At 47.4% G+C, this 25,895-nt stretch carries 25 protein-coding genes and 1 pseudogene; 7 read left to right on the top strand and 19 right to left on the bottom strand.

Annotation, left to right across the window (positions count from 1 at the left end):
• Nucleotides 1-4: 4 nt before the first annotated feature.
• The 5 genes from WMO66_RS11250 (at nt 5) to WMO66_RS11270 (ending at nt 4,687) form a co-directional block, all read left to right on the top strand.
• A complete protein-coding gene (locus WMO66_RS11250) occupies nt 5-1,198 on the top strand; it encodes a MutS N-terminal domain-containing protein (RefSeq protein WP_349136527.1) in 1,194 nt (397 codons plus the stop codon).
• 1 nt (nt 1,199) lies between these two features.
• The gene (locus WMO66_RS11255; RefSeq protein ID WP_256292771.1) at nt 1,200-1,415 is read left to right on the top strand and encodes a transposon-transfer assisting family protein; all 216 of its coding nucleotides are present in this window, start codon (nt 1,200-1,202) and stop codon (nt 1,413-1,415) included.
• A gap of 13 nt (nt 1,416-1,428) precedes the next feature.
• A complete protein-coding gene (locus WMO66_RS11260) occupies nt 1,429-3,201 on the top strand; it encodes an antirestriction protein ArdA (protein ID WP_349136528.1) in 1,773 nt (590 codons plus the stop codon).
• A gap of 494 nt (nt 3,202-3,695) precedes the next feature.
• Nucleotides 3,696-4,031: a helix-turn-helix domain-containing protein gene (locus WMO66_RS11265; protein ID WP_071699556.1), complete on the top strand. Its 336-nt coding sequence runs from the start codon at nt 3,696-3,698 to the stop codon at nt 4,029-4,031.
• Between the two features lie 140 nt (nt 4,032-4,171).
• Nucleotides 4,172-4,687: an SLOG family protein gene (locus tag WMO66_RS11270; RefSeq protein ID WP_110441581.1), complete on the top strand. Its 516-nt coding sequence runs from the start codon at nt 4,172-4,174 to the stop codon at nt 4,685-4,687.
• 272 nt (nt 4,688-4,959) lie between these two features.
• On the opposite strand, the gene WMO66_RS11275 is transcribed toward WMO66_RS11270, so the two are convergent.
• Nucleotides 4,960-5,907 (bottom strand): site-specific integrase, encoded by a 948-nt coding sequence (locus WMO66_RS11275; protein ID WP_349136529.1) that lies wholly within the window; start codon nt 5,905-5,907, stop codon nt 4,960-4,962.
• A 281-nt stretch (nt 5,908-6,188) separates the two neighbouring features.
• Between WMO66_RS11275 and WMO66_RS11280 the strand changes: the two genes are divergently transcribed.
• The gene (locus WMO66_RS11280) at nt 6,189-7,169 is read left to right on the top strand and encodes a restriction endonuclease subunit S (protein ID WP_435387799.1); all 981 of its coding nucleotides are present in this window, start codon (nt 6,189-6,191) and stop codon (nt 7,167-7,169) included.
• Here the strand turns inward: WMO66_RS11280 and WMO66_RS11285 are convergent.
• The gene (locus WMO66_RS11285) at nt 7,162-7,782 is read right to left on the bottom strand and encodes a restriction endonuclease subunit S (protein ID WP_162599036.1); all 621 of its coding nucleotides are present in this window, start codon (nt 7,780-7,782) and stop codon (nt 7,162-7,164) included. The two genes, WMO66_RS11280 and WMO66_RS11285, sit on opposite strands and share 8 nt — an antisense overlap.
• Before the next feature lie 173 nt (nt 7,783-7,955).
• Between WMO66_RS11285 and WMO66_RS11290 the strand changes: the two genes are divergently transcribed.
• A complete protein-coding gene (locus WMO66_RS11290; RefSeq protein WP_349136530.1) occupies nt 7,956-9,059 on the top strand; it encodes a restriction endonuclease subunit S in 1,104 nt (367 codons plus the stop codon).
• Here the strand turns inward: WMO66_RS11290 and WMO66_RS11295 are convergent.
• The 17 genes and pseudogenes from WMO66_RS11295 to WMO66_RS11375 form a co-directional block, all read right to left on the bottom strand.
• Entirely contained in the window at nt 9,052-10,290 is a 1,239-nt protein-coding gene (locus tag WMO66_RS11295; protein WP_349136531.1) for a restriction endonuclease subunit S, read from the bottom strand. The two genes, WMO66_RS11290 and WMO66_RS11295, sit on opposite strands and share 8 nt — an antisense overlap.
• Before the next feature lie 2 nt (nt 10,291-10,292).
• Entirely contained in the window at nt 10,293-11,861 is a 1,569-nt protein-coding gene (locus tag WMO66_RS11300) for a type I restriction-modification system subunit M (protein WP_349136532.1), read from the bottom strand.
• 12 nt (nt 11,862-11,873) lie between these two features.
• Nucleotides 11,874-14,639 carry a type I restriction endonuclease subunit R gene (locus WMO66_RS11305; protein ID WP_071699563.1) on the bottom strand — a complete coding sequence of 922 codons (2,766 nt, stop codon included), beginning with the start codon at nt 14,637-14,639 and terminating at the stop codon, nt 11,874-11,876.
• Nucleotides 14,640-14,727: 88 nt separating this feature from the next.
• Complete coding sequence (locus tag WMO66_RS11310) at nt 14,728-16,146, bottom strand: NYN domain-containing protein (protein WP_081365657.1); 1,419 nt, start codon at nt 16,144-16,146, stop codon at nt 14,728-14,730.
• Between the two features lie 65 nt (nt 16,147-16,211).
• Nucleotides 16,212-16,424: a helix-turn-helix domain-containing protein gene (locus tag WMO66_RS11315; RefSeq protein WP_071699564.1), complete on the bottom strand. Its 213-nt coding sequence runs from the start codon at nt 16,422-16,424 to the stop codon at nt 16,212-16,214.
• A gap of 169 nt (nt 16,425-16,593) precedes the next feature.
• The gene (locus WMO66_RS11320; protein ID WP_349136533.1) at nt 16,594-17,961 is read right to left on the bottom strand and encodes a relaxase/mobilization nuclease domain-containing protein; all 1,368 of its coding nucleotides are present in this window, start codon (nt 17,959-17,961) and stop codon (nt 16,594-16,596) included.
• A complete protein-coding gene (locus WMO66_RS11325) occupies nt 17,922-18,251 on the bottom strand; it encodes a plasmid mobilization protein (RefSeq protein WP_071699565.1) in 330 nt (109 codons plus the stop codon). The genes WMO66_RS11320 and WMO66_RS11325 overlap by 40 nt, the downstream gene beginning before the upstream one ends.
• A gap of 235 nt (nt 18,252-18,486) precedes the next feature.
• Entirely contained in the window at nt 18,487-19,146 is a 660-nt protein-coding gene (locus WMO66_RS11330; RefSeq protein WP_076917488.1) for an SIMPL domain-containing protein, read from the bottom strand.
• The gene (locus tag WMO66_RS11335; RefSeq protein WP_256292756.1) at nt 19,146-19,802 is read right to left on the bottom strand and encodes a vWA domain-containing protein; all 657 of its coding nucleotides are present in this window, start codon (nt 19,800-19,802) and stop codon (nt 19,146-19,148) included. The genes WMO66_RS11330 and WMO66_RS11335 overlap by 1 nt, the downstream gene beginning before the upstream one ends.
• A gap of 101 nt (nt 19,803-19,903) precedes the next feature.
• On the bottom strand, nt 19,904-20,326 hold the full coding sequence (locus tag WMO66_RS11340; protein ID WP_118564765.1) for a YolD-like family protein: 423 nt from the start codon (nt 20,324-20,326) through the stop codon (nt 19,904-19,906).
• Between the two features lie 36 nt (nt 20,327-20,362).
• Nucleotides 20,363-20,881, bottom strand: a complete 519-nt coding sequence (locus tag WMO66_RS11345; protein ID WP_110441591.1) for a ClbS/DfsB family four-helix bundle protein — start codon at nt 20,879-20,881, stop codon at nt 20,363-20,365.
• Between the two features lie 30 nt (nt 20,882-20,911).
• The gene (locus WMO66_RS11350; protein ID WP_118599745.1) at nt 20,912-22,420 is read right to left on the bottom strand and encodes a Y-family DNA polymerase; all 1,509 of its coding nucleotides are present in this window, start codon (nt 22,418-22,420) and stop codon (nt 20,912-20,914) included.
• 22 nt (nt 22,421-22,442) lie between these two features.
• Nucleotides 22,443-23,975 (bottom strand): hypothetical protein, encoded by a 1,533-nt coding sequence (locus WMO66_RS11355; protein ID WP_349136535.1) that lies wholly within the window; start codon nt 23,973-23,975, stop codon nt 22,443-22,445.
• Nucleotides 23,976-23,980: 5 nt separating this feature from the next.
• Nucleotides 23,981-25,018, bottom strand: coding sequence for an O-acetyl-ADP-ribose deacetylase (locus tag WMO66_RS11360; protein ID WP_117750682.1), 1,038 nt, complete (start codon nt 25,016-25,018; stop codon nt 23,981-23,983).
• A 19-nt stretch (nt 25,019-25,037) separates the two neighbouring features.
• Nucleotides 25,038-25,559 (bottom strand): SRPBCC family protein, encoded by a 522-nt coding sequence (locus WMO66_RS11365; RefSeq protein ID WP_117570199.1) that lies wholly within the window; start codon nt 25,557-25,559, stop codon nt 25,038-25,040.
• A gap of 20 nt (nt 25,560-25,579) precedes the next feature.
• A complete protein-coding gene (locus WMO66_RS11370) occupies nt 25,580-25,789 on the bottom strand; it encodes a hypothetical protein (RefSeq protein WP_117570198.1) in 210 nt (69 codons plus the stop codon).
• A gap of 40 nt (nt 25,790-25,829) precedes the next feature.
• Nucleotides 25,830-25,895, bottom strand: a pseudogene (locus WMO66_RS11375) (Type 1 glutamine amidotransferase-like domain-containing protein); the annotation flags it as partial.

The following is a 25,895-nucleotide window of genomic DNA, read 5'->3' on the forward strand; positions in this document are numbered from 1 at the left end:
ACGCATGAAGAAATACACAGACGTTGACATCATCGCGGAGCTTCAAAAGCTCGTGGACAGTCATGTAGACAGCTACAAGGAAGACTTCGACATCGACAAGCGCATCATCCGCCGCGCTGCCGAAAGCCAGAATCCCGAAGAGAAAACGCTGATGTGGTTCTGCCGTCCGCATGGAACGCACTGCCTCAACGAAAATCAGGTCTTCATTCAAGGAACGCGGGATCACAATACCTTCCGTTTCTATGCGGAGCAGACCTACGACGAGTGCATTGCCCGTGTCATTGTCCCGAAAGCTGTCAAGCGCGGCAAGGTGTTCGGGGATGTCTTTGAGATCAACTACCGGGAACAGGCGGCAAATGTGGCGCAGAACTCGGTTGCGCCGGATCATGACCGGCTGACCTTTGCGGATGGCTTTGTGCTGGAAGCCCCCTGCCGCAGCAGCTTCGATGAGGCAATGGCTCTGGTCGGTGAGCATGGCGGCGTACAAGCCCACCGGACGCTCCCGAAGGACGCGGAGGCTCTGACAGAAGTGTTGACCAAGCAGAAAAGCCGCCGTGACAGACTGCCGGAGGCAGAAAGGACAGAGACGCTTGCCCCTCTGCCCGTTGCAGAACTCCGCAAGTACGAGGCAGTCAAAAAGGCGCATCCCGACGCGCTGGTTTGCTTTGCCCAGAACGGCTATTTTGAGCTGTATGGCAAGGACGCGGAAAAAGCCGCGCCCTTGCTCGGCACGAAGCTCCTTGAGAAGAAGGTGCGCGGCAAGCCCTCCATGCCGGTGACCGGCTTCCGTGAAACTGCATGGGTAGCAGCATCAAAGAAGCTCTTGCAGTCCGGTGCGGATGTCTTTCTCAGCAAGGACGGCGAGACCTTCAAGGAACTCAAAGCCGCAGATTACATTCCTGTCGGCGCGACGCTGAATGTGGACGGCATCAAGTGCAGAATCGACGCGGTTGATTTTGCCGCTGATGAAGTCCGGCTGACCAACATCGAGGACAAGAACCGCCCCATCCGCTTTTCGGAAAGCATCCAGTATGTCCGCTCCTATGTGGAGGATGCCGGAACTGCTATCTATGACACCATCCCCAAGAAACCCGCTGCCCGTGAATCCATCCGTGACAAGCTGAAATCCGCGCAGAAAGCCCAGCCGTCCCACACACCGAAGCCGCAGAAAAACAAAGGAAAGGATATGGAACTCTGATATGAAGAATTTTACCGTGGAAGAAATCAACCTGATGTGCTGCTTCAATACGTCCAGCCGCAAGCGGCTGATCGACGATATGAAGAGCGTCACCCTGAACGACATGGACGGCGAGATCGCAGAGCTGATGTATAAGACCATCCGGAAGCTCGAAGCCATGACTGACGCAGAGTTTGAGGAACTGTATATCATGCCGGACGGCATGATGGATGACTGAAAGGAGGATGCCTATGCCCGTATTAGACGGTAATTTTGAAGCCTTCGTCACAAACCTTGGCAAGTACAACGAGGGTATGCTGGTCGGTGAGTGGGTGAAGCTGCCCACCACCGAAGAAGAGATGCAGAAGGTTTTTGAGCGTATCGGGATCGGCAAGCAGGATGAGTTCGGTCAGCCCTATGAAGAGTGGTTTATTACCGACTACGAATGCCCGATCTACGGCGTCCAGAAGATGCTTGGCGAGTACGAGAGCCTTGATAAGCTCAACTACCTCGCCGCCTTGATTGACGAGCTTTCCCTGAGCGATCAGGAAAAGCTCGTTGCCATTATGGAGGCTGGCTGCGATGAGGTCAGCGACATCGACGATCTCATCAACCTGACGTTCAATCTGGACTGCTACGACATCATGCCCGGTATCAACGATGAATCCGACCTCGGCTACTATTACGCCCACGAAGCCGGTATCTACTCTGAAAAGGATCTCGGTCCTCTGGCAAATTACATCGACTATGAACGCTATGGGCGCGACATTGCGATGGATGAGCAGGGACGCTTCACCGATGAGGGCTATGTCCGTGTCGCAAGCGAGAGGTGGGACAGGCAGTTTAACGGTGAGCTTGATGATATTCCCGACGAATACCGGATTACCGGCTCAGGGGAAGCCGCCGAGCGTGACAGCACCATCGCCGTTCTCGTTGTTGAGCCGGGAAAGGAGCCTTATGTGAAGGAGATTGACTCCGGTCTGGAGTCCTTGCAGCATGAGGTCGGCGGCTGCATCGAGGCGATTTATCCCTACGAAGACCCGGTTGCCTTAGTCTGCAACGAGGAAGGCAAGCTGGAAGGTCTGCCTCTGAACCGCGCTCTGCGCGATGAGGACGGTGACATCTACGACGTTGTTGCCGGAACATTCATGGTAGTTGGCTTGACGGATGACAGCTTCGGCTCTCTGACCGTAGAGCAGATGCAAAAGTTCTCTGACCACTTCAAGGTGCCGGAGCAGTTTGTTAAGTTGGGCGATAAGATTGTGGCAATTCCCATGATCTCGAAGGAACAGCAGAAGCAGGAAGCTACCGAGCAGAAGGACTTTGAGATGAATGCCGATACCTCCGGTCTGACGGTTGCCGGACACATCGGGACGTGGCACACCATTGACCAGCACGAGGTCGGCGGTCACAGCTTTTACCTTATGGAGCATGACACCTACGGCGATGAGGCTGCCTGCATCATTGTCGATGAGCGCGGCAAGCTCGTCCTTGATGATGTCTACAACGGCTTTGACGATGACACGCTCCGCCTTCTCGACCTTGAGGTCAAGGAAGTGCCGGAAATGCCCGACCCTGCGCTCACTGTGCAGGATATGAAGGACTACGGCTACGCATGGGCTGGCGTTCTTCCCGCCGGTCAGGAGGCGGCTGAGAAGGCTTTGGAGAAGGGCTGCGAGGTTTACCGTCTCTATTCCGATAACACCGAGGGCTTGTGCGTGGATGCCAAGGAGATTGCCGATCATGCGGCAAAGGGCGGAATGCTCGGTATCAGCAAGGAAAGCTGGATGGCGGCACTTGAGAAGGAAAACTATCTCAAGGCAGCAGAGATGTCGATGGAGGATGACTACGGCATGATTGATGGGATCATCAACAACGGTCCGAAGGAGGACAAGACCGCAGAGGTCAAAGCCCCCGAAACCGGCGAGAAGTCCTCCATCATGGACAGGCTCAAGTCTGCAAAGGCTGAAAAGCAGAAGGAATGCTGCCCTCCCAAAAAGCACAAAGGAGAGATTGAGCTGTGAGCAGAAGTCAGAAATGGCGGCAGGAGTGGTCATTCTTCATCGGGGATAGCGGACGCCGGAAGTATAACCGCTTCTGTGTCCGCTGTGTCCATAGCTGCAAGCAGAGCTTCCGTGCGGATCTCATCGCCTGTCCGGACTTCTCCCGGAAGGGGGCGCAGAGTAGACAATTAGGGGTTGAAAAAGCCTGTGATTGCAAGCCTCAGAGCGACGCAAATTGACCAACCTAAGTGATTGTATTCCCTGCGCGGTTTCATCCTTAGCGCGGAAATAAGTGTCGATTTCGGCACTTGTTTGAATGCCCGGAAAACGAATCAAGAGCCTCTGTCGATGCCCGTTTGGGTGTCGGCAGAGGCTCTTTTTTTGTGTCTTTTCCTTGAATTTTACCGTAAAATCATTCGCTAATCCATAGTAACACCATTAGCGTTTCTGTATCACTATGGTTCTAATCCATATAATATTCATGAGCGATTTAGAAAAGGAACAGGTAAACGCCCATGATTGATAAACGAATAGGAAAGCGCGTTAAGCAAGCCCGTGAGCGTCTTGGTATTACACAAGAGGATCTTGCAGAAAAGACCGGCTTAACCACAAATTATATTTCCACCGTCGAGAGAGGGATGTCATTTCCGCGTTGCGAGAAGCTGATTATTTTGCTCAATGGCTTGGAGACATCCGCTGATTCAATTTTCTGCGATGTCTTAGAGCATAGCGGAGAGGCAAAAGCCTCAGAACTCTCAAAGAAAATTGCTGATCTTCCTCCCGAAGCGCAAAAGCGTATTTTGCAAATGGTTGAGTTGATGATCCAGCAAGAGAAGGATAACATGAAGTAAGCTCATTGAAGGCTGCGTGATTTTTCACGCAGTTTTTTCTTTTGCCGACTTATTTCTACAAATTTCTTGATTTTCTATGCTATAATCTATGTATAAGCGATTTAGAAACACACGCTAATACATATAAGGAGATCAAGAATATGAAAAGTTGTGCCTTCACCGGACACCGACCTCAAAATTTACCCTTTGGCTTTCGTGAGGATGATGAACGCTGCACTGCGCTCAAAGAAACCCTAAAAAAACAAATTATCTCTTTGATTACAGATGAAAATGTCACCCACTTTATCTCTGGCATGGCTCTCGGCGTTGATATGTACGCCGCCGAAATCGTTCTGGAACTGAAGAAGACTTATCCAGGCATTACGCTTGAGAGTGCTATACCGTGCGAAACACAGGCAGCCAAGTGGAATGCAGCAATGCGCGAAAGGTACTATGGCATTGCCGCTCAATGTGATAAAGAAACGCTTCTTCAAACGCACTATACTCCTGACTGCATGGACAAGCGCAATCGGTACATGGTAGATCACGCTGATTACATCATTGCAGTATGGGACGGCAAGCCCAGCGGTACAGGCAAGACAGTGATGTACGCCCAAAGCAAGGGGAAGGTAATCATCAAAGTCAATCCGGCAACACTCACGGTTGAACGGTTATAAATGCCCAAAAACGCCTCCGCAAATCAATCCTTGCTTAAATCGCAAAAATCATTTCTAAAATACAAACGCAGTACACTATTCCGCGATTGTGGAATCCGTGTACTGCGTTCATTTTTTTGTGCAGCCTTTCACGGCTCAAGAAGAAGTCACTCTGTTTCGGAAAGTCGAATAGTGCCTCCTATGAACAGCGCATTGAGTCAATGAATTTGAATCGCTGGAAACGGTTATTCGTTTCTGCTGCACTGCAAACGCCGAGTTAGAACTGAATAAGATTACAGTAGATCGTTCAGTAGATTCATACACTTGACCTTCTGTTGGAGGTTTGCACTTCCGTAGACATTCAGTGTAAAGGACACATTCTTATGACCGAGAATTTCAGAGAGCGACTTTATATCAAACTCCGGTATCTCAATCGCCCTGACCGCGAATGTATGTCGGATCTCATGGAACTTCACCTTCTCCAATCCATTCCGTTTCAGGAAACGGGTGAAGAACTGTCGATAAGTACGAGGCTCTGTCGGCTTTGTTTTGCCGGTCAAGAAGTAGTGGTTAGGGTTATCCGTGTAGAACTTCTTGATAATGTTCATCAGAAGAGACGGAACAGGGATCGTCCTTGCAGAAGTTTTCGTTTTGGGCGGTCCGATGTGAAGATAGGACTCGCCCTTCTTTTTGTCATAGATGCGCTGGACAGTCTTATTGATGCTGATGGTCTTATCCGTCAACGAGATGTCCTTCATCTGTAATCCGCAGAGTTCTCCAATGCGTACTCCGGTAAAGAGTGCAATGAGAATGCCAGCAGTCTTCCTGTTCAAGTTCATGTAGATACACTGAATCAGCGCTTGCTCCTGATCCTTTGAAAGAGAAACTACCTTCTTAATGCCAAGTTCCTTCGGGTACTCGACGAGATCCCAGTTCAGCAACGGAATCGCCCTTTCTTTGTACGCAAACTCCATTGAAAGTCTGAGAACGAGAATCACATCCCGGATGGTCTTTACCGTTAGCCCTCCGGTCTTGTCCAACCTACCGGCATCATGGAGATACGAAATGTATCTCTGGATGTCCGTTTCGGTGATGCTGCCGATCTTACGCTTGCCGAAATATGGAATAAGATGATTTTCGGCAATCAGCGTAAAGCTGGCATGGGTTGACGGCGTGATCATTGGCTGCTTTTGATTTAGCCAAGTGTTCACAAGCGTCTTGAATTGTGTATTGTTAGTCATATTGACCACCTCCACGAACATTATCCGTTGGAGGGATAATCAGAGCAGTATATTCCTCAAGTAACGGTCTTGAGAAGCGTCCGAAACTCCGGTTTCCGGGCTTCGATGATCCGTGGAAAGAAACTACTTTATCTGCACTTTTCTCTAAAAGCACACAGAAAAACGCTGATGGTCATATCACAAATGTAATTTGCAATTCAGCAAAGCTCGGTCTTATTCCGCAACGCGAGTATTTTGATAAGGACATCGCAAACAGCGATAACACAAGCGGCTATTATATCATCCGGCAAAATGACTTCGTATATAATCCGCGTAAATCATCCGACGCTCCATACGGTCCGATCAGCAGCTACAAGTATGCAGAGGATGGCATTGTTTCACCGCTGTATCTTTGTTTTCATGCAAAAGGCGAAATTAACCCACTGTACTACGAGTGGTATTTCCGGTCATCGGCTTGGCATAGATACATTTATATGTCTGGCGATAGTGGTGCGAGACATGACAGAGTAAGCATCAAAGACGATACTTTCTTTGCTATGCCCATCAATCTTCCGTCAGAGCAGGAACAGAGCAAAATTGCATCCTTCCTCCAAAGTCTGGATGAGAGAATTGCTGCACAAGAGAAACTTGTGGCATCCCTCAAGAAGTATAAAAGAGGATTGCTCCATGATGTTTTATCAGAGAAAATCAAAATTACGACAGAAACATGGACGGAACATAGAATCGGAGAATTTCTCCATTCAAAAAGCATCAAACAACTTCCAACAACAGATGCCCCGTTGATGGCATTTACCGCAACAGGCGGCGTGTGCGACAAAGGCGAACGGTATGATCGTGGTTTTTTGGTGAAAGATGCAAGCTCAAAATTGTATAAGAGAACTGATTTGAACGATTTCATTTATAGTTCCAATAACCTTGATGTCGGCTCAATAGGACTTAACCTTTATGGCTCTGCCGTGATCTCTGATGTTTATGAGATATTCTCCATAAAAGATGCCGATCCGTGGTTTATCAGCGAGGCTATTAAACAAAAGCCGATTATGAGCCGTATTCTAAAATATCGACAAGGCTGCCTTTATGGACAATACAGGATATATGCCGAAGATTTTTTAGGTGTTTTTGTTAAAATCCCTTCGTATGAAGCTCAGAAGAAAATTGGAGCTGTTTTTTCAAAAATTGACGGCAAAATCACGCAAGAACAAATCCTACTGGATTGTTTAGAAAAGGCAAGAACATTTTTCTTACAGCAACTTTTCATATAAAGAGCTGCTGCATCAAGCCATGGCGTATCTTAGATAGAGACATTGATATGCTTTCTGCTGCGTCTATTATCATGTCAATGGAACTCAACAGCTTAACTATCTGTTCCTGCCTTGCTCTGTCTGGGATAGGGATGATGCAATCTGACAGAGCAGACTTGCTTATTTCTCGGAATGTGTTGCCGGAAGCATACTTTTCGCACCATGGCTTAATGATGATTTGCATATAATACAGATACTCAGATGAAACTCTATCAGTGTGAGGAATCAACGACTGAAAGCCCTGATTGGTGCTGCACTCTCGTTTTGCAATGGACATCTCGCCCAAGGTAGCACGGGTTGTCAACAAAACCGTTCCAATGGGAAGCAGTTTTGCAGATGAATTATCCAAGCCAATATCACTTAATTTGCGAACACTGTTGTTGACATATTTTGTTTTACCAATCTCAGAGGGGGTGAACCATTCCACTGTATTTCCCCAATATTCTGCATGAAGAGTGTCAGGTGTTCCTCCACCGACAATTTCACATACCGAGCCAAGCCTGCAATTATAGCTATTGTCAATCTGAGAGAGTATCTGGTTATTGACACCTCTTTTATACTTCTGATCAAGCAAACAGAATGAAGCTATATGACCGACAAAATCCCTTGCAGTAGCGGAATATCTCTGCTACTGCAAGGGATTTACCTTTGCTACAAGCCTCTATTTGATTGCTGAAATAGCCCTCAAGTAACGGTCTTGAGAAGCGTCCGAAACTCCGGTTTCCGGGCTTCGATGAGCCGTGGAAAGTGTTCAAGGCAGAAGAACTTTTTCAGAATATCACCGACAGGAATCACCCGGACGAAACTGTGCTGACGATCATTCAAGGAAAAGGTACTCTTCCGAGAGAGCAAGCTGGTCGTAACATCCACTATGATGATGCGTCTTTATCTAACTATAAGAAGGTTGAACAAGGAGACTTTATTATTCATCTGCGCTCTTTTGAAGGTGGTCTGGAAATGGCAAATGAAGCTGGAATAGTCAGTCCAGCATACACCATCTTACGCTGCAAGCGTCCTCATTCAAGCCTATTCTATGACGCATATTTTCATACAGATGAGTTTATCAACCACAATCTTTCAAAGTCTGTTGAAGGCATCAGAGACGGACGGCAGATAAGCTACGAAGCATTTAAGTGGCTCGGAATACCATATTGTGAGCCAACTGAGCAAGAGAAGATTTCCACCCTATTTTCTGCTTTCAATGAAAGAATCGCAAAGCAGCGTGATTTGGTTGAATCCCTCAAGAAGTATAAAAGAGGTGTCGTTAAGGCGATTATGACTAAACAGATACGCTTTGTGGACAAGAACGGAAAACCATATCCTGAATGGTCAGCTTGCACTCTCCAAGATGCGGTTGACTTTCTTGACGGTCAACGCAAGCCGCTCGAAAGTGCTGATCGTGCCAAACGGCAGGGAAAATATCCGTACTACGGTGCATCTGGAATTATTGACAGTATTGATGACTATATTTTCGATGAGCCACTTATTCTTCTTGGAGAAGATGGGGCAAATATCATTAACCGTAGCTCTCCGTTATGTTTTATTGCGACGGGCAAATACTGGGTTAATAACCACGCTCATGTAATGCGTCCGCACAAAGGGCAAAATATTAGATTCCTGCGTGAACTGCTTGAAAGCCTTGACTATACACGCTACAATACCGGAACAGCACAGCCTAAGTTAAATCAGGAGAAATGCCGGACAATACCTCTCAGTCTGCCTATATATGAAGAGCAATGCCACATCGCTGATTTTCTTGCTGCCCTTGAGCATAAATGCGCACAAGAAAACGAAGAACTTGAGGGCATACTTCAAACTAAAAACGCCTTAATGCAGCAACTTTTTATATGAAGAGCTGTTGTAGCAAGCCTTCTTTTATTCTGACAAGTTTACAGAGGTTGCGTATTTCCTGCTCGATACGATTATCCCAACTATTCAATAGTTCTGCGATTCGTTGCTGATCCTTTTTTGATGGTAAAGGGACTTCGATATTTGCAATAGATGTCGCCAATATATGCTTAATCGTGTTACCTGTTGTAATTGCGGCGATTTTCTTTTTCCCGTCATCCGAATTTATATACTGGCAAATATAGTCAGATGCGCACTCGCCTCCATTGCTCATAATGATAAGTGCATGGCAGTTTGAACCTGCATAGTTATCACCTACGACTGCGCACTCTCCGACATGACCGGATTGAACGACAAGAATATCATTGCTTTTTAGGATATTCTTGCTATGTTTCTGATTGAAAGCTTGAGTGACATAGAAAGCAGTTTCATCAGAGATTTTACCGTCATGGATGTTAGTCCCTTGCAGATACCGCACGCCGTTTTCTTGGCTGGTAAAGAACGGTGTTACCGTACCTACGAATCCATTCCGAATGAAAGGAAATAGTTCGCCAAGTGACGCAACCGTACTCTTAGGGAACAGTTCGCTATTCGTTGAAAAAACTGCCTTAGATAATCCTCTTTTATACTTCTTGAGGTTGTCCACGAGGGACTGCTGCGCCACTATTCGACGCTCTAACGCAATCATGAAGTTTGCGATTTTTCGCTGCTCCGCTAAATCCTGCGGAATGTAATGCTTTGTGTCAAAGAACTCATCAGTTGGCACATTCAAAAGCCCATGATTTCTTGCTCCTTCGGCAGAGATCATGTAAATCTCACGATACCATTTGAGCGAATCGAAGTAGGCTTTTATAAAATCAGAATCGTGTTTCTTGAGTGCAAAGCAAATGTAGAGTGTAGAAAGCGCACCCATATCATAGCGGTCAAGACGCTTGACGGAGCCAAAATCGTACCCGACTGAATAACTCTTGTTGTAAGCATATTCACCATTCTTCAAGAGATAATAGCCACTCATGTCTTTGCTTGCTACGGTCTTATTGAAGTAGCTGATCTGATCCACAAGCCCATCTTTGGACGAAATTGTGAGAGGCAGACTCGTTTCGTTATTGGTGTTTTTCCGTGTGACACGCTCTGCAAAATCTGAAAGTTTCTCAGCTTTCCACGGATCATCGAAGCCCGGAAACCGGAGTTTCGGACGCTTCTCAAGACCGTTACTTGAGGATACATTTGCCATAATTATTTGCCCTCCACATCAAAGGGGAAATCAAGTCCCAGCTCATCGAAAAACGGTTTCAGTTGTGCGTCGATGCCCATGATCTCAGCCTGAATATTGCGAATTTCTGCTGCAACAGCATTGAGGTCAATTTCCTCTTCCGGCTCAAAGGTATCAACATAGCGAGGAATGTTCAGATTGAATCCGTTCTCTTCAATCTCCTGCATAGTGGCAACATGGGCGTACTTATCGACATCCACACGATGCTCGTAGGTTTCGACGATCTTATCAATGTCGCACTCACGGAGGATGTTCTGATTCTTTCCGGCTTCAAAGTCGTTGGACGCATCAATGAAGAGAATGTTATCCGAGTTGCCGTTGCGCTCCCTCTTGAGGACGAGAACGCATACCGGAATGCCCGTGCCAAAGAAGAGGTTGGCAGGAAGACCGATAACAGCGTCCAGCACATTTAGCTTTTGGATCAGGTGCTTACGGATCACTTCTTCGGCTGCGCCCCGGAACAGAACGCCGTGAGGCAGCAGGACAACAGCTCGTCCGTCTTCGTCCATGTGGTAAACCATGTGCTGCACAAAAGCAAAGTCAGCCTTGCTCTTAGGCGCAAGTTTTCCGTATTCATTGAAACGCTCGTCCTCCATGAAGTGCATATCAGCAGACCAATTTGCAGAATACGGAGGATTTGCAACCTGAACACGGAACTTCATGTCTCCGAAGTAATCATGCTCAAGCGTATCGCCATTGTAGATATTGAAGTTACGATACGGGATGCCGCGAAGGATCATGTTCATTCGGGCAAGGTTATAGGTCGTCGAGGTCAATTCCTGACCGTAGTAGTTACGCACATTTGCATAGTTCTTGAGGCGAAGCAGCAGAGAGCCGGAACCGCAAGTCGGATCGGCTGCGTCCTTAACATCGGTCAAGCCAAGACAAGCAAGGCGGCACAGCAGCTCGGCAGGACCCGAAGGCGTATAGAACTCACCGGCTTTCTTACCGGCTGTGGCAGCGAACTGACCGATCAGATACTCGTAGGCATTACCCAACACATCAATCTTCGTGTCATCCACGCTGAAATTGATCTCGTCCAGAGAAGCAATGATTTTCGCCATGACAGCACTTCTATCTTTAACGGTATGCCCCAGCTTCGTAGAATCGAGCTGCATATCGGAGAACAATCCGTCAAAGTCTTCCTGTGAATCGTTGCCGATAGTGGATTCCATCAGAGCGTTGATGGCTTTCTGCAAGAACTCAATGTCGAAGGAACGGTTTTCAACCATCTTGACCATCTTGCGGAACAAATACTCCGGTTCGATGATGTAGCCGAGGTCACGCAGAGCTTCTTCTACGATGGCAGCCTTGTATTCCTCGTCATTCCAAGCATCCTCGTAGCTGATATTATCGTCTTTGAGAAGATTAACCATGTACTTCTCGGTCTTGTCGGAGAGGTAGTAATAGAAGATCATACCCAAGATATAGTTCTTGAACTCGTATGCCTCCATGTTACCTCTCAGGGCATTTGCCATCGCCCATAGTTTGTTGCAAAGCTCTTTCTGATGAGCCTGAATAGAATTATCCATTGTTCTCTCTCCTTATTGGTATTTCTCAGTGTGCTGCCGGATAAATTCGACGATCCGGTTGACCAAAGACCTCTTCTTGAGCAGCGGCATGGGCTTCTCAATACGGTCACGGATGTTTCCTGCATCCATTGTGCCGGAGAACTCATACTCAGAAATGATGTCCGTCAGCATGGAGGAATCAATATCCTCAGTCTTTGCGAAAGCAACGATCTCTTCTCGTTTTGCTTCATTTTCAAAGTCGTTGTATGCAGCGTCAATCTCATCCGCACTTTCAAGTCCAACAACGACACGATCCAAGAACGCTTGAAGAATTTCAACCTTGCGAAGCAACTGCGGATTATCCGTCCTGCTCAATTCTTCCTTGATGTGCTTGATGTCGTAGTCCTTCTGCTTCTTGTCATCAAAGTGGATGTTGCGGATCAAGTTCATGATATAGGCAACATTGATGCGGTCACTCTCCATGATCTCAATGCAGAAGTCCACATCATTCAGGACAGATACGACTTCTCGATCAGTTTTTTGCCGGGAGTAAAGCATCAGATACTTGCTCTTGTAGTCCTGATACTCCTGCTCGGACATGATGAGTGCATCCTGATCAAAGCTGAACTCAATGAATGTCTGCAAAGATTGGAGGTATTTTGTCAGCTCACGGAAAGTGATGACAAACTTCTTCTGGTCATCCTCGCTCTGCATGGTATCGACGGACTCAGGGTAGAGTGCCACTTCCTTGAGCCTCATAACCATTTCATTGAACTTCTCAACAAAATACTGATAGCCCGGAACGACAATGCCGGAGGTGTCCTGACTCTTGGAGAAGAGCGTCAGCGCATCATCTGTCCGTTTTTTGAGGTTGCGGTAGCAAATGATGATACCAAACGGTTTTGTTTCTTTCTCGACACGGTTCGTGCGAGAATAGGCTTGCAGCAGATCATGGTACTTCAAATCCTTGTCCACATACAACACAGAGAGCTGCTTGCTGTCAAAGCCGGTCAAGAACATATTCACGACGATGAGAATGTCCAGCGACTTTGTTTTCTTCCCTTTGACTCGATCTGAAATATCCTTGTGATACGCGGAGAAGGTGTCGGTAGAGAAATTCGTGCCGTACATCTCGTTATAGTCCTTGATGATACGCTCCAAAGCATCTCGGCTATGCTCGTCCTTACCCTCAGCATCTTCGTTCTGCCCATAGGAGAAGATACCGCTGATGTTCAGATCGTGTTTGATCTTCTTGAAGATGTCGTAATATTTGACAAGAGCTTCAATGGAGGAAACAGCAAAGATAGCCGTGTACTGACCATTTCTCGTTTTGGCTTTGTGGTTCTGGACGATGTGGTTTGCAATGAGGGACATTCTCTCATCCGACATATAGAGTTCGCCAACATCAATCGCGTCAGCCAATGTCGGATCGTCCCAGTCAAAATCGCCTTCCATCGTCTTTATGTACTCAATATGGAAACCGAGGACATTGTTATCGAAGATAGCATCCTTGATCAGATAGTTATGCAAACATTCCCCAAACAGCATTTCGGTGGTCTGTGTGATCTTGCCCTCCGTCTTTCCGTTCACTTCAAAACGGGGCGTACCGGTAAAGCCAAAGAACTGCGCTTTCTTGAAATGCCGAACAATATCCTTGTGCATATCTCCGAACTGGCTGCGGTGGCATTCATCAATGATGAAGACAACCTTTTCGTCACGGTATGCGTCCATTACCTTTTCGTATTGAGGACGCTTAACGGCATTTGCCATCTTCTGCATCGTCGTGACAATGAGCTGCCGGTTCTTATCCTTCATTTGCCGCACAAGAATGTCTGTGCGATCTGTGACATCAACAGAGCCAGCCTCAAACTTGTTAAACTCTTCGGTGGTCTGAGAGTCCAAGTCCTTACGGTCAACAAGGAAGATAACCTTCTTGATGTTCGGATTGGCTGCGAGGATTTGAGCTGTCTTAAAGGATGTCAGCGTCTTTCCTGCACCGGTGGTATGCCAGATATAGGCGTTGCGATTTGTAAGCGTAGCCTGCCTTATAAGGGCTTCTACGGCATACACCTGATAGGGGCGCATAACCATCAGAATCTTATCCGTATCGTTCAGGATGGTATAGCGTGTCAGCATCTTGATGATGTGATCCCTTGCCAGAAAAGAGATTGAGAAGTCCTTCAGGTTGGTAATACGGATGTTGTTGAAATCCGTCCAGAAGAAGGCGAGGCTATACATCAAGTCCCTGTCGGAGTTGGCAAAGTATTTGGTATCAACGCCGTTGGAGACAATGAAAAGCTGAATGAAGTGATATAGTCCGTTATAGGAGTGCTTCTTATAGCGCATGACCTGATTGACTGCTTCTCGAATGTCAATCCCCCTGCGCTTTAACTCGACCTGAATCAACGGCAAGCCATTCACAAGAATCGTTACATCATAGCGGTTGACATACTTGCCTACAACCGTTGTCTGATGTGTAACTTGGAAGATATTCTTGGTGTGATCCTGATCGAAGAAGGAAAGGTAAACCTTCGTCCCGTCCTCACGCTCAAGGACAAACTTGTCTCTCAGAATTTTTGCGCTCTGGAACACGGACTTTCCAAGCATGAGGTTAAAGATACGCTCCCACTCTTTATCGGTGATAGGCGTATCAAGTTTGGGCGCATTGAAGGCTTCAAACTGAACTTTGAAGTTCTCCACCAATGCGTCATAATCAGGAATATCGACTGTGCTGTATTCCTGCTTGTTTAGCTGCTCTATGAATTGTTGCTCAAGAGCCGCTTCGCTCTGGTATGCCATATCTTCATCTCCAATACTTGAGGATCATTTTTGGTTGCCAACCGATCCTCATTTTATTCTATCACGGCTACTGTCCGATATAACGGACTCATTTTCGTTTTATTTCCAATGTCACATCGCCATTATCCGCAATGGACATTTGCATCGTTTTCAAATACTTGTCCACAAACTGCTTCTGTTCCGAAGAACTCATTTCAATTCGAGTCGCTCTTAACGCCTCTGTGAACATCTCGTAGATATTCAGCCGCACCGCCTGATCTATGTAATGATACATCTCTTTGAACAGTGCGCCGATCTTAATATCCTCTGCATTGCCGGAGTAGAAGTCATCAATGTAGCAATAGAATATACCGGCATTGACAAGTGCGTTCTTCAAATCCGGTCCGCAGTTTTCGCGCTCTATCATGACAAGGAACCGAGCCTCCGGTAAAGAAGAAATCAGTCCCCAATAGTCGGAGTCGCTGGACACCAAAATAAAGGAATCCACATTGTTTTTGTAATGCTCCTGACAAGTTCGGGCAATCAGCATCACATCGACCAGAGACTTGTTCTGCTTTACCCGTTCGGTCATCATGTGTTCGACCGGGATGTGGGTAAAACTATCCAGAATACGCCAAGCAGATGCACTATGCACATCATCAAACAGGATGATGGATGCTATCTTCTGTGTGTACTGATAGTCAAGATTCTTGAGCGTAGCGCAGAGCTTGTACGGATCAGAGTTTTCACAATCTACCACTACGACAACCTTTTCGCTGCTACCAATAAACTCGTAGATGCTTCCTTTAATGTAACTTCCAGCATCAGAAACTTTACTGTACTCTGTAAAGTAGTCACCGTTCATTTGATAAAGCAGCGTCACGAATTTTTTATCGTTATAGAGCAGATTACCGACATCCTCCGGTTCCCAGTTTATATACATCTGGTAAGGATAAAAGAGCAAGTGAGCGTAATAAATATCTGCTGCTGCTTTTGTCCCTTCCTCTTTCAAGCCATCTGGCATGAGAAAGAGGTTTTTTACATACAGCCAATTCAGCCAAAGAGGAAATAGCTTCTTGCAATTATTGATCCGATCAGAAAGCAGCTTGTTTATCTCAACGATATGCTGACTTAGCTTCGTGCTGGACTTCTTTATAAAACTAATGCCATCCGCATTTAGTTGTTGAAGGCTATCCTGCGGCACATATTCCGGCATACTGCTGATTGAGAGATAACTAAACTTCATACGCTCGTTGATATGCTTGAAGTTTCTTTCAATCGCTGTCCTTATGATACACAAATGACGGATTATCCGTGCCGTTTTGTCTGCATCAAGTTTTTCGTATATCTCTATTTTGGGTGCTTCATGCTCATTATCAAAAATTCGTTTCGGAACACCAATCAAATATGCAACCTTAGAAACAATTTCATAGGTGCTGTCTCTGTAGGTGACTCGATCATCTGTGGGAAACGCCTCCGCTTCAACGAGGGCATTTTTCTCAGTCACAGCATTCTCAAGGACATCCATATATGCTCCTTTCGCTGAGGTATTTTTCTCTACCTATAACAAAATAGCCGCACGAAAACTCGGACCTACTTCTTGCCCGTTCGCACAGCTTCACATATATCTCCAATGTCACAATTCAAATAGTCGCAAATGCGCAGCAGAACAGAGAGAGCTACATCCTCGTTCTTATTGAGCTTACTCATCGTGCCAGGAGACAGCTCTATATCCTTGCGTAAAGTTGATTTTGGGATCTCTCTTTCGATGAGCATGACCCATAATTTCTTATAGCTTATCTTCATAAAAGCACCTCTCTCAAACGCTTATAGTGAGACTCATTATATTATACACCAAACACTTCAAATTTTCAATACGATACTCCAAAAATTCAAAATATATTTCAAGTTCATGGAGCGCATTACGAAGAAGAAAGCCTGAGCCGATTTATTCATACGGCTCAGGCTTTGGTGGTTATTCCAACTCGCTACTTTTGGCTTTTTCATGCTCCTGTGAAAGCGTTGGACTGAGGAAATCATCGACATTTGCCTTCATGGTATCAATCACTTTAGCCTCTTTTTTGAGCCTTGCTCGTTCGTCGTAGAGACGCTGCTGCTCTTCCAAAAGGCGTTGCTGCTCGGCTTGCAGAGACTTCATACTTGGGAGTTTTTCACCATCTTGCATAGCAAGCAATGTACTCTTTGCTGCTTCAAAAACGACAAGCTCTGCCTCGTGCGCAGCTCGAAAACTCGGCTTGTTCTTCGTCTTTGAGTAGGCATCATAGACCGGCTTGAGCTTTTGATAGGTTGAGATATTCTTGATAAGCGGCTGCACCTTTCGGAGCTGCGCTTCAACGACTTTCAAGTCAGCGCCGGTACGCTCATAAGAACTATGAATGTCTTCGACTTTCTTTTCAAGATCGGCATATTGAAGCAGCTCGTTCTCAGTGAGGTAGTTTAGCGTTCTGGCGGCTTCTTTGAGGATCTTAATCTTCATAGAATGCTCAAAGCCCTTGCTGTCGATCTGCTTAATTCTGTTTTGAATATCGCTGATGAGAGAGATGTTCTTCCTACCGTTCTGCATCTGCCGTCTGCGGGCATTGCGTCCTTGAATGCGTTCCTTGATCCGGTCCTCGGTGTAGTTATCTCCGATGGTTTTTGCACGGGTGAAACGCTCTTGCCCTTCGGCACGGAAGGAGATGTATTTGCCGGTTTTGATTTCATATCCGGCGTCCTGCATCAGCTTCAAAAACTCATCGTAGTCCTTTGATGTGATCACACAGCGATCAATGGTCTGCTTGAGTTTTTGCTTCCAACTTGTACCGCGTTTGGCTTCGGTGTATTCCTTGTAGTCCATGCCTTTTCCCTGAGAGGGAGGAATAACTGACAGCCCGTGTTCAGCACATATCTCATCACTGAGATGCCGCATCTCACGATAGGTTTTCTTATTGCTTCGGTACGCATGGAAGTCTACATAGTTGACTGCGTTGAAGATAATGTGATTGTGGCAATGCCCCTTGTCGATGTGCGTTGCAATCACATACTCGTACTTTCCCTTGAGCCATTCGTCGGCAAACTGCTTACCGATTTCATGCGCTTGTTCCGGGCTGACTTCATCAACCGCAAAGGATTGAATCAGATGTCTGGCAATCACCTTTGGCATCTGCATTCCTTGTTGAACGGCAAGAGATCTTGTCCACTCAAATTCCTTCGCTGCGGCATCACTGGCAGCACATCCGTAGGAAGAGACATAGAGCTGGTCATCTGTTTTCTGCGGATCAAGAATGTATGCGAGAGCCTTGTTCACAGTTCCTCGGATTGGCTTGATTTTAGTAATCGCCATATCTCAGCCTGCCTTTCTTTCAGCTCTGCAACATCGTCCTCATAGAAGTGTCCTGTGGAGTTAATTCGGCGGCAAATGTGATTGATATTTGCCGCTGCACGAGATACTGCGGCGGCAAGTTTCTTCTGCTGCGTGTAGTCCACTTTGATGATGTAACCGTCAATCGCCATCTTGCGAAGATACGCTCCCATGTTCTTTGTACCAAGCTGTTTCATCTTTCCTTTGATAATCCGCTTCTCGTCATCTGAAACAAAGAAGAGTATCTGATTTGGTCGTGTTCTGTTTGCCATAAGCGGTTTGTCCTTTCGTAAAGATAGAGGGTTTGGGAGACATCCCAACAAGCATTTTCGGGATTAAGGGGAGGGTTTCCTTAATCCAAAATCGCCGTGTGTATATACACCGGCTGTGCTTGCTAATCTCCCAAAATCGTATTCCCCGAAGATTCCCCCGTGAAATGTCCCTTCACTTTACAACGGACACAAAAAGGGCGTTTGTTGAGTACCGGATTTCAAAAAAGTCAAAAAATCATTGGATTTCCCATGTGAAAGCCACTGTGTCTGTCACATCAATATCAACCGGCTCAATCTCAGGTGCGGCGCACTTGCTCATCGCCATGAGAGGCTGAATGCAGTCTTCAACATCGTAGCTTGTTCTGGAAAAAACATTGAGTTCGCCCCAGTTGTAGTCGATGTTGAGCAACTGCCCAAGCGTACTGCCTGATGCTTTGCAAAGAATCTCCGCCTTTGCCCTGGCGTTCTCCGTCGCATTGATCAGCAGCTCTTCGCTGACTCTTGCCGGGTTTTTCACGGTGAACGCAATGCTGAGTTCTGGTTGCGCCCCACAATCCGCAATCGCAGAAATGACCTTTGCAAGCTGCTTGCTGTCAAAGTCAAAGGCAAGTTTCAAGCGATAGCTGCAAGCATATCCGGCAAACTCTCGCTTGTAATTTCCTTGCCGATCCTTGACATTCTCGTACCTTGTCTGGACATCAAAGCTCGTGGTTTTCAGGTCTTCCTTGCGATACCCAACGCGGACTGCGGCACCTTGCAGTCTTTCGATTCTCTCGGCAGCTTCCGACATTGCGCGGTCATAGGTTTCAGATAAGACTTCAATGTTCAGGGATAGGATGATGTAATCCGGTCTTGCGGAGACATTGCCTGTCCCTTTTACGGTGATTATTCTCATTACTTTCTCCCGTCCTTTCTGGAATTGTAGTCCTCATCAATACGTTTTTTCCAATTCGTACCCAGCGGTACGCTGCATCGGACAGCGGAAACCGCTTCGCTCAGAACTTCATAGTTGAGTTGCGTTCCCTCGCGGTCAGAGTGGTAATTGACCGCTCGATCTGCTCCAATTCCAAAATGCTTTGCCGTCTCAACTGCATCAATGTTTGCACCGAGGAAAAGAAACTCCCAGCCGTACTTTTCCTTCTGTCGCTCAATCATCTTCTTGACCTTCTCGCTGTCATAACGGCGGCTTGCATTCTCCATGCCATCCGTTGTGATGACGAACAGTGTGTGTTCAGGGACATCCTCTTTTCTTGCGTACTTATGGACATTCCCAATGTGATGAATCGCTCCGCCGATAGCATCCAGAAGCGCGGTGCAGCCGCGAACGGAATAGTCTCTGTCGGTCATCGGCTCCACCTTCTGAACCGGCACACGGTCATGGATAACCTCGCTCACGTTGTCAAAGAGAACGGTAGAGATCAATGCCTCGCCATTCTCTTTTTTCTGCTTTTCAATCATGGAGTTGAATCCTCCGATGGTGTCTGTTTCCAGTCCGCTCATAGAGCCGCTGCGATCAAGGATGAATACGATCTCCGTCAAGTTCTTTCTCATGTTTTGTACCTCCGTATATAAAAATATGACTGCTTGGTGTCTCACCTTACAGTCATATTGTACTTCGGTATTCACTTCATTTGGTCGCATGGCAAGCGACATTATTCCAGCGATGAGAACAGCTCCCCGTCAATGCTTATAACGTCATCCATCGGAATCTTCGTGCCGTCCTGCATGGTGATTCGCCGCTCAAAATCATCGACTTTTTTGAGCGCGCCGGTTGCCATTATATATTTGCCGCCAGCCTTCCGCTCATCAGGCTGGAAGTAGGTAATGGTGACTTCCGGTGCATCATCAAGGGCGTCCATGAGAAGCTGATACTTCATGTCCAATGCAGTCAATGCTTCCTCGTCAAGCTCGATCTTATCATCGGTTAGACGCCCGGTTTCTTTGATGGCAGCATCGTAGCCGGTGAGTGCTGCGAAGGGAGCGAACTGCGCCGCACGATCTGACATTGGCATCTGTGGTCGCGTCTTGGAGACGTGGTGAGGACGCCCCATAATCTCATCATATTTGCTTTTCATGTGCATCCCACATCTCCTTTTACAGTCAAATAATAGTTACAGCGTTGCCTTTTTCCACTTCCTGATCTTCGTTCTAAATGTTCCAAAGGGAGCAACGGTATTGACGTGAATAAACTTGTAAACCTCCCATACCGCTGTTTTGGTAGCATCATCTGCCCACTTTCTCATGTGCGGTTGAAATAACTCTTCTTCACTCATAGAATCAATCATTGTCTGGATAGAAGTAACGTTTCCTTTTAACTGATCCTTCAATTCCACTAAGGATGAATGAGAGTATGTATCTGTGAACCATTGGTATAGATCGCCCAGCTGATTCCACCTAAACAGTTCTGATGGTGTTTTCACTTCAACTCCGCGCTTCTCGTCATTTTCCCATTTTAGAAGCAGCGTTGTCCAACCGATCTGATAAGCAAGATTCTCAGCCGGTGTTCTGTCCACCTCGGCTACTCTTATATCTTTTAGGGCTTCCGGAATAGAATCAAATTCAGCAATGTATTTTTCAAAGCCTTTGCTGATTTCGGCTTTTAATTCCTCTTTATCCTTGTATGTTCTCAAAATATTTTCTCCTTGAAATTGAATTGCTGTTCACGCCTTATGCCCGCCGATCTGAGCATTTCGGTCCTTTGCGGTTGCGCCTTCTTCAAGATTCATCGCCTTGAGGATCGCGTTCTTTCCGTACTTCTTCTTGATGGCGAGAGCAGCCTTCTGAATTTTTCGTTCCCGTTCCAAGGCAGCGTCTTCGGCTTTCCGCTTTTCCTCTTCGGCGGCATAGTCGGTGAAGAGGTCGAGCTGAACAGCACCGTCATTTTTCTTCGGCGCGTCCACTTCCGGCAGGACATGATTTGCCACAACATACATACGGCGGACAAGAAGATTCTTGTCCACAATCCGGTCGAAGAGTTCTGACACAGCACACATTATTTTGCGCGTGGATGATGTGTGTTCGCCAAGGTTGATAGAACCGTGCGCCTGTTTGGGAATCTCCCGACCATAGGGGTCTTTCTCCACCGCGCCGTGATACCTTGCCCGCCGCGCCGGATCGGTCAGGTTCTCAATGTCATAGCCAACGGTAAGAACCATCTGATCGGTGACAAGCCCCTTGTCCACCAAGTCCAGCACAAGCAAGTCCGTCATTTCCCGGACAACCAGCTTCGCCTTCTGCGGCTCATAGGGGCAGTGCAATACCTGACCGGAGCTGAGGCTGTTGGAGCTGGGACGGTATGCCTTGATTGCTTCAATGGTAGTTGGCTCCCAGCCCCACGCATGGTCGATGAGCAATTCCGCATTCTTGCCGAAGAGCTTGTAAAGCAAGTCCTCGTTCCGCTCGGAACAGAGGGCAACATCGCCCATGGTGAACATTCCATTCTGTTCAAGTTTCTTGGCAATGCCTCGACCTACGCGCCAGAAGTCCGTGAGGGGCTGATGCGTCCAAAGCTCACGCCGGAACTTCATCTCATCCAGCTCCGCAATGCGGACGCCGTTCTTGTCGGCGGGGATGTGCTTCGCCACAATGTCCATTGCCACTTTGCAGAGGAAAAGATTCGTACCGATCCCGGCGGTTGCTGTGATGCCGGTTGTCTCAAGTACGTCGAGGATGATCTTCATGGCGAGGTCATGTGCCGAGAGCTTGTAGGTATTCAGGTAGTCCGTCACGTCCATGAACACCTCGTCGATGGAGTAGACTACGATGTCCTCCGGCGCAATGTACTTGAGATAGACCTGATAGATGCGGGTGCTGTACTCCATGTAGTACGCCATCCGAGGCGGCGCGATGATGAAGTCAATCGCCAGAGACGGGTTTGCTTGCAGCTCCGAGAAGAAGTGCGATGTGCCGTCCAGTCTGTGTCCCGGTGCGTCGTGCTGCCGTCCGGCATTCGCTTCCTTCACCCGCTGCTTGACTTCAAACAGCCGCCCGCGTCCGGAGATGCCGTAGCTCTTGAGGGAGGGCGTGACGGCAAGGCAGATGGTCTTGTCCGTCCGGCTTTCGTCCGCGACAACAAGGTTTGTGTCCAGAGGATCTAAGCCGCGCTCCCTGCACTCCACGGAGGCATAGAAGGATTTCAGGTCGATTGCGATGTAAGTGCGTTGCTTCATCTTCTTTGCCTCCGCTTTCTTCTTAGATTAGCTCTAATGACATTTCATTAGAGTTTTTAATGTTGAATACGACACGCCATTCAATATCACCCTCCACCGGCTCAAAGTGTAGAGAGGAACAAGCCGCATGGAGTTTTTCTTTTGAGCTGCCTCCACACACGATTGCGATTGGGCCGTCCGCTCCGCCGATAATGCCGATACAAGCAATATCGTTTTGTGCCTCTGGTGCATAGCGGTCAGAGCATGAGGCAATTTCTAAAGGCTTGTCTCCCTCAGCGCAATCACAGATCGAAATATCATTGTCCGGTTCAGGAGAAAGCGTATAGCTCATAGCAGTAAAATGCGTGGGATAGAACCACCGGTCGGAACCAACGAACTTTTCAGAAATTGTTTGCTGCTCCATTTCCTGAACGGTCAATGTATATTTTGTTCCGCTGACCGGATGGGAAAAAGAAAACGAATCGCCGGGAGCGTGTGTCTTGAAATGCGGTCCCGGGACACGGCGTGACTGCTGTTCCATTGTAAGGGAGAGGGCTTTTATTTCAGGACGGCGTTTGCTTGTCCATGGAAAAGCTGCCCGAAAAATCATCCATCCATAGGATGTATCCAAACCATAGTGTTCTAATGCCCACTTTGCTTCCGCTTCATTGATCATCCTGTCCGGCAAACATGGATTAAAGACCACCGAACAGCAGTGGGAGGTCAGCATTGTTTTCCCGTTCAATTCCAAACGAGGAATAAAGTCAAGGCAAAGTGGATTGTCCAAATCTATCTGCATTTGCTGCTCCTGTGTGAAGTATTCGCAGGAGTCGTTTTCGGGGTGTAAATCCCATTTAGTCATGAACTTACGAATGTCTTCATCTGGGGTGCGCATACAAAAGTCCATGACGAGTCCCTTACTGCAAGAATACGCCGCAGGAATAACCCAATGATGCCCAGCCCAGTCAAATTGCTTATTCAACCGGATTTCCGTTCCGGCACGGTCTTTTCCCGAATGTCCCCAGAAGTTTCCCTCAAAGTAGACCTTCCACTCAGGCATGGTCAGTTCTGCTTCCGGGTTCATATCAACATCATAATAGTCCTCGGTGTACTTGATCTTGCTGTAATCAAAAGATGCTTGCAGTTTTTTGATGTATGCCCACGGCTGTTCCATAGGCGTCAACTTCATTTTCTCGGCAAGCTCTAATAACGTTCTTTGCTGATCCTGCGTTGGAGGGTTATCCCGCAAAAAGGCTTCAAATTGGGACTTATCCAACATCCACGCCTGTTCCAACGCTGCCGAATCACTGCAAGCAAGGAGCAGCCTCAAAAAGTCTTCAAAATTGTTTGCCAACGGATGAACATAATCAGGAGCCGAGTTCATGGGACTAACGGAAAAAACCACGCCGCCAAAGCCTCGAACAAAGCAGAAGTGGATGCCATCCACACCCGCCCAGCCAAAAATAGATGCACCTTTGGGCGTGCAAAAGTAGGGGTTATTATCTTCACGACGCTCCGCCCCTACGGGCGAAAGGTCAATACCACTCCGCAAAAATTTCTGAAATACTTTATCCATAAGCCTTATGCTCCTATCAAGCTCTGGTCAAAGGCAAACAGAGCCTCGTTGATCTCAAAGACGTTATAGTTCCCATGCTCCACGAAATACTCCACGATGATGTCAAACTTGTTGGAGTGGGAGAGTGCAAAACCAGCCTTCATGAGCATATCCTTCATTTCCGCAAGGGGCAGCTCAAGGGCAATGGAAAACGCAATGACTGTGGGCTTGGAAGGCTTGTAGGACTTGTCCGAGCGGATCTTCGAGAAGAGTTTCCGGTCAATGTTCGCCTTCTTGTAGCACTGTGCGTCCGTCATGCCGCGTTCGTCAATCTTCCGCAGAAGCATCTCCGAAAAGCTCTCATCGATCTGTCCCAGTGCATCGTCAAGAGTTGCTGCCTTTTCAGAACTGACTGCCATAGGAGCTGCGAGCTTTTCAATAGCTTCATCACAAACGGATGACTCGCAAGGTATGGGTTCTTCCATCCGGAAGGCACTCATTCTGCGCAGACGCTCAGAACGACTATCGGTATGCTCGTCCACATAGCGGTCATCTATGTACGCTGCAATATCAGCAAATAGCTTCCCGCTGATCTGATAGGCTTTGCGGTCGAAGATGACGATGTACACCGTCATTTCGTTTTCAAGAAGGAAACTGCTGATGGTGTCAATCGCAACCTTGAGAGCTTGATCCTTCGGATAGCCAAAAATGCCGGAGGAAATCAGAGGGAACGCAACCGACTCGCATCCGTATTCCTTCGCCAGCATGAGCGATGTCCGATAGCAGGATGTCAGTAGTTCGCGCTCACCATGCCGTCCGTCATGCCAGCGCGGACCTACTGCATGAATGACATATTTGCAGGGTAGCTTATAGCCCTTCGTGATTTTTGCGCTCCCGGTTTCGCAGCCGTGGAGCGTTTCACATTCTGCCAGCAACTCCGGACCTGCGGCACGGTGAATACAACCGTCCACACCGCCGCCACCCAGCAGTGACTCGTTGGCAGCGTTGACGATGGCGTCCACCTTCATTTTTGTGATGTCATTTCTGACGATTTGAAGCGGCATTATTCAGTCCTCCGTCCGGTTACTTCGCGCCGGTCAGCAGCTTGTCCAGCGGGATTCTTTCCGGGTATTTTCCCTCGGTCAGAATGTCATATAAATACCTGTTATCCAGAATCATATCATCCCGGATAAGCTGCCAGTTTGCCTTTTTCCTGAAAAACACCTTGAAGATCAGAAAGTTCATGAACGCCCCAATTACCGGCGTTGTCATGCCGAAAGCCTCGGTGTGAGAGAAATGGCATCCTGTTTCAGTTCTTTTCCCTTCAAAGGTGATGAACGCCGTCTTCTTGTCGCTCCGGAATACAATGCGGAAGTGGTTCTCATCCTGTTCGCATTCCGTAATCGTGCCTGTCACATCGTAGTCCAGCCCCATGACGATCTCGCGGAAGCGGACCTTGCTTCCAGCATGATAGTTCCCGTTATAGAGATTGCATTCGATGTGGTAGGGACTCCATTTCACAAACTCTTCCTCAAAGTTAGCAGTCCATGCCTTTAATTTTTCATAGGAAGCCGGAATCTCTATCTGCTCTGTAAGAACAATCATTGTCAGTTTCTCCTATTCTGTCAAAGCGGCATCGGTGTCCGGGCGATCAGAATGACCGCCAGAATCGCGCCCACAAATGCAGCAGCCCCTATGACTGCCAACACCTTTTTGCCGAGTTTCTTCTTCGCTGCCTTGCCAATCAGCGCGGCGCAAGCCATGCAGACAGCCGCAGCAACAAGCGCAATGCCCAGCGTTTCCCATAGCCAGGATAGTTCATATAGGATTTTCATGCGATCATCATCTCCTGTTCGTTAAACTTGAATTTTCAAATTAGTCTTTGCAAATAACCTTTGAACCTTCACCATCAATTACAATTCCCTGACGGTTGTTAATTGG

The organism is Faecousia intestinalis (assembly GCF_040096185.1).
In the GTDB taxonomy this organism is placed as follows: Bacteria; Bacillota; Clostridia; order Oscillospirales; family Oscillospiraceae; genus JAZOXB01.

Excerpts from the sequence above, each read along its gene's own strand:
- WMO66_RS11250 (WP_349136527.1), top strand. The coding sequence starts at position 5 with ATGAAGAAATACACAGACGTTGACATCATCGCGGAGCTTCAAAAGCTC.
- WMO66_RS11255 (WP_256292771.1), top strand. The coding sequence starts at position 1,200 with ATGAAGAATTTTACCGTGGAAGAAATCAACCTGATGTGCTGCTTCAAT.
- WMO66_RS11260 (WP_349136528.1), top strand. The coding sequence starts at position 1,429 with ATGCCCGTATTAGACGGTAATTTTGAAGCCTTCGTCACAAACCTTGGC.
- WMO66_RS11265 (WP_071699556.1), top strand. The coding sequence starts at position 3,696 with ATGATTGATAAACGAATAGGAAAGCGCGTTAAGCAAGCCCGTGAGCGT.
- WMO66_RS11270 (WP_110441581.1), top strand. The coding sequence starts at position 4,172 with ATGAAAAGTTGTGCCTTCACCGGACACCGACCTCAAAATTTACCCTTT.
- WMO66_RS11275 (WP_349136529.1), bottom strand. The coding sequence starts at position 5,907 with ATGACTAACAATACACAATTCAAGACGCTTGTGAACACTTGGCTAAAT.
- WMO66_RS11295 (WP_349136531.1), bottom strand. The coding sequence starts at position 10,290 with ATGGCAAATGTATCCTCAAGTAACGGTCTTGAGAAGCGTCCGAAACTC.
- WMO66_RS11300 (WP_349136532.1), bottom strand. The coding sequence starts at position 11,861 with ATGGATAATTCTATTCAGGCTCATCAGAAAGAGCTTTGCAACAAACTA.
- WMO66_RS11305 (WP_071699563.1), bottom strand. The coding sequence starts at position 14,639 with ATGGCATACCAGAGCGAAGCGGCTCTTGAGCAACAATTCATAGAGCAG.
- WMO66_RS11310 (WP_081365657.1), bottom strand. The coding sequence starts at position 16,146 with ATGGATGTCCTTGAGAATGCTGTGACTGAGAAAAATGCCCTCGTTGAA.
- WMO66_RS11315 (WP_071699564.1), bottom strand. The coding sequence starts at position 16,424 with ATGAAGATAAGCTATAAGAAATTATGGGTCATGCTCATCGAAAGAGAG.
- WMO66_RS11320 (WP_349136533.1), bottom strand. The coding sequence starts at position 17,961 with ATGGCGATTACTAAAATCAAGCCAATCCGAGGAACTGTGAACAAGGCT.
- WMO66_RS11325 (WP_071699565.1), bottom strand. The coding sequence starts at position 18,251 with ATGGCAAACAGAACACGACCAAATCAGATACTCTTCTTTGTTTCAGAT.
- WMO66_RS11330 (WP_076917488.1), bottom strand. The coding sequence starts at position 19,146 with ATGAGAATAATCACCGTAAAAGGGACAGGCAATGTCTCCGCAAGACCG.
- WMO66_RS11335 (WP_256292756.1), bottom strand. The coding sequence starts at position 19,802 with ATGAGAAAGAACTTGACGGAGATCGTATTCATCCTTGATCGCAGCGGC.
- WMO66_RS11340 (WP_118564765.1), bottom strand. The coding sequence starts at position 20,326 with ATGAAAAGCAAATATGATGAGATTATGGGGCGTCCTCACCACGTCTCC.
- WMO66_RS11350 (WP_118599745.1), bottom strand. The coding sequence starts at position 22,420 with ATGAAGCAACGCACTTACATCGCAATCGACCTGAAATCCTTCTATGCC.
- WMO66_RS11355 (WP_349136535.1), bottom strand. The coding sequence starts at position 23,975 with ATGGATAAAGTATTTCAGAAATTTTTGCGGAGTGGTATTGACCTTTCG.
- WMO66_RS11360 (WP_117750682.1), bottom strand. The coding sequence starts at position 25,018 with ATGCCGCTTCAAATCGTCAGAAATGACATCACAAAAATGAAGGTGGAC.
- WMO66_RS11365 (WP_117570199.1), bottom strand. The coding sequence starts at position 25,559 with ATGATTGTTCTTACAGAGCAGATAGAGATTCCGGCTTCCTATGAAAAA.
- WMO66_RS11370 (WP_117570198.1), bottom strand. The coding sequence starts at position 25,789 with ATGAAAATCCTATATGAACTATCCTGGCTATGGGAAACGCTGGGCATT.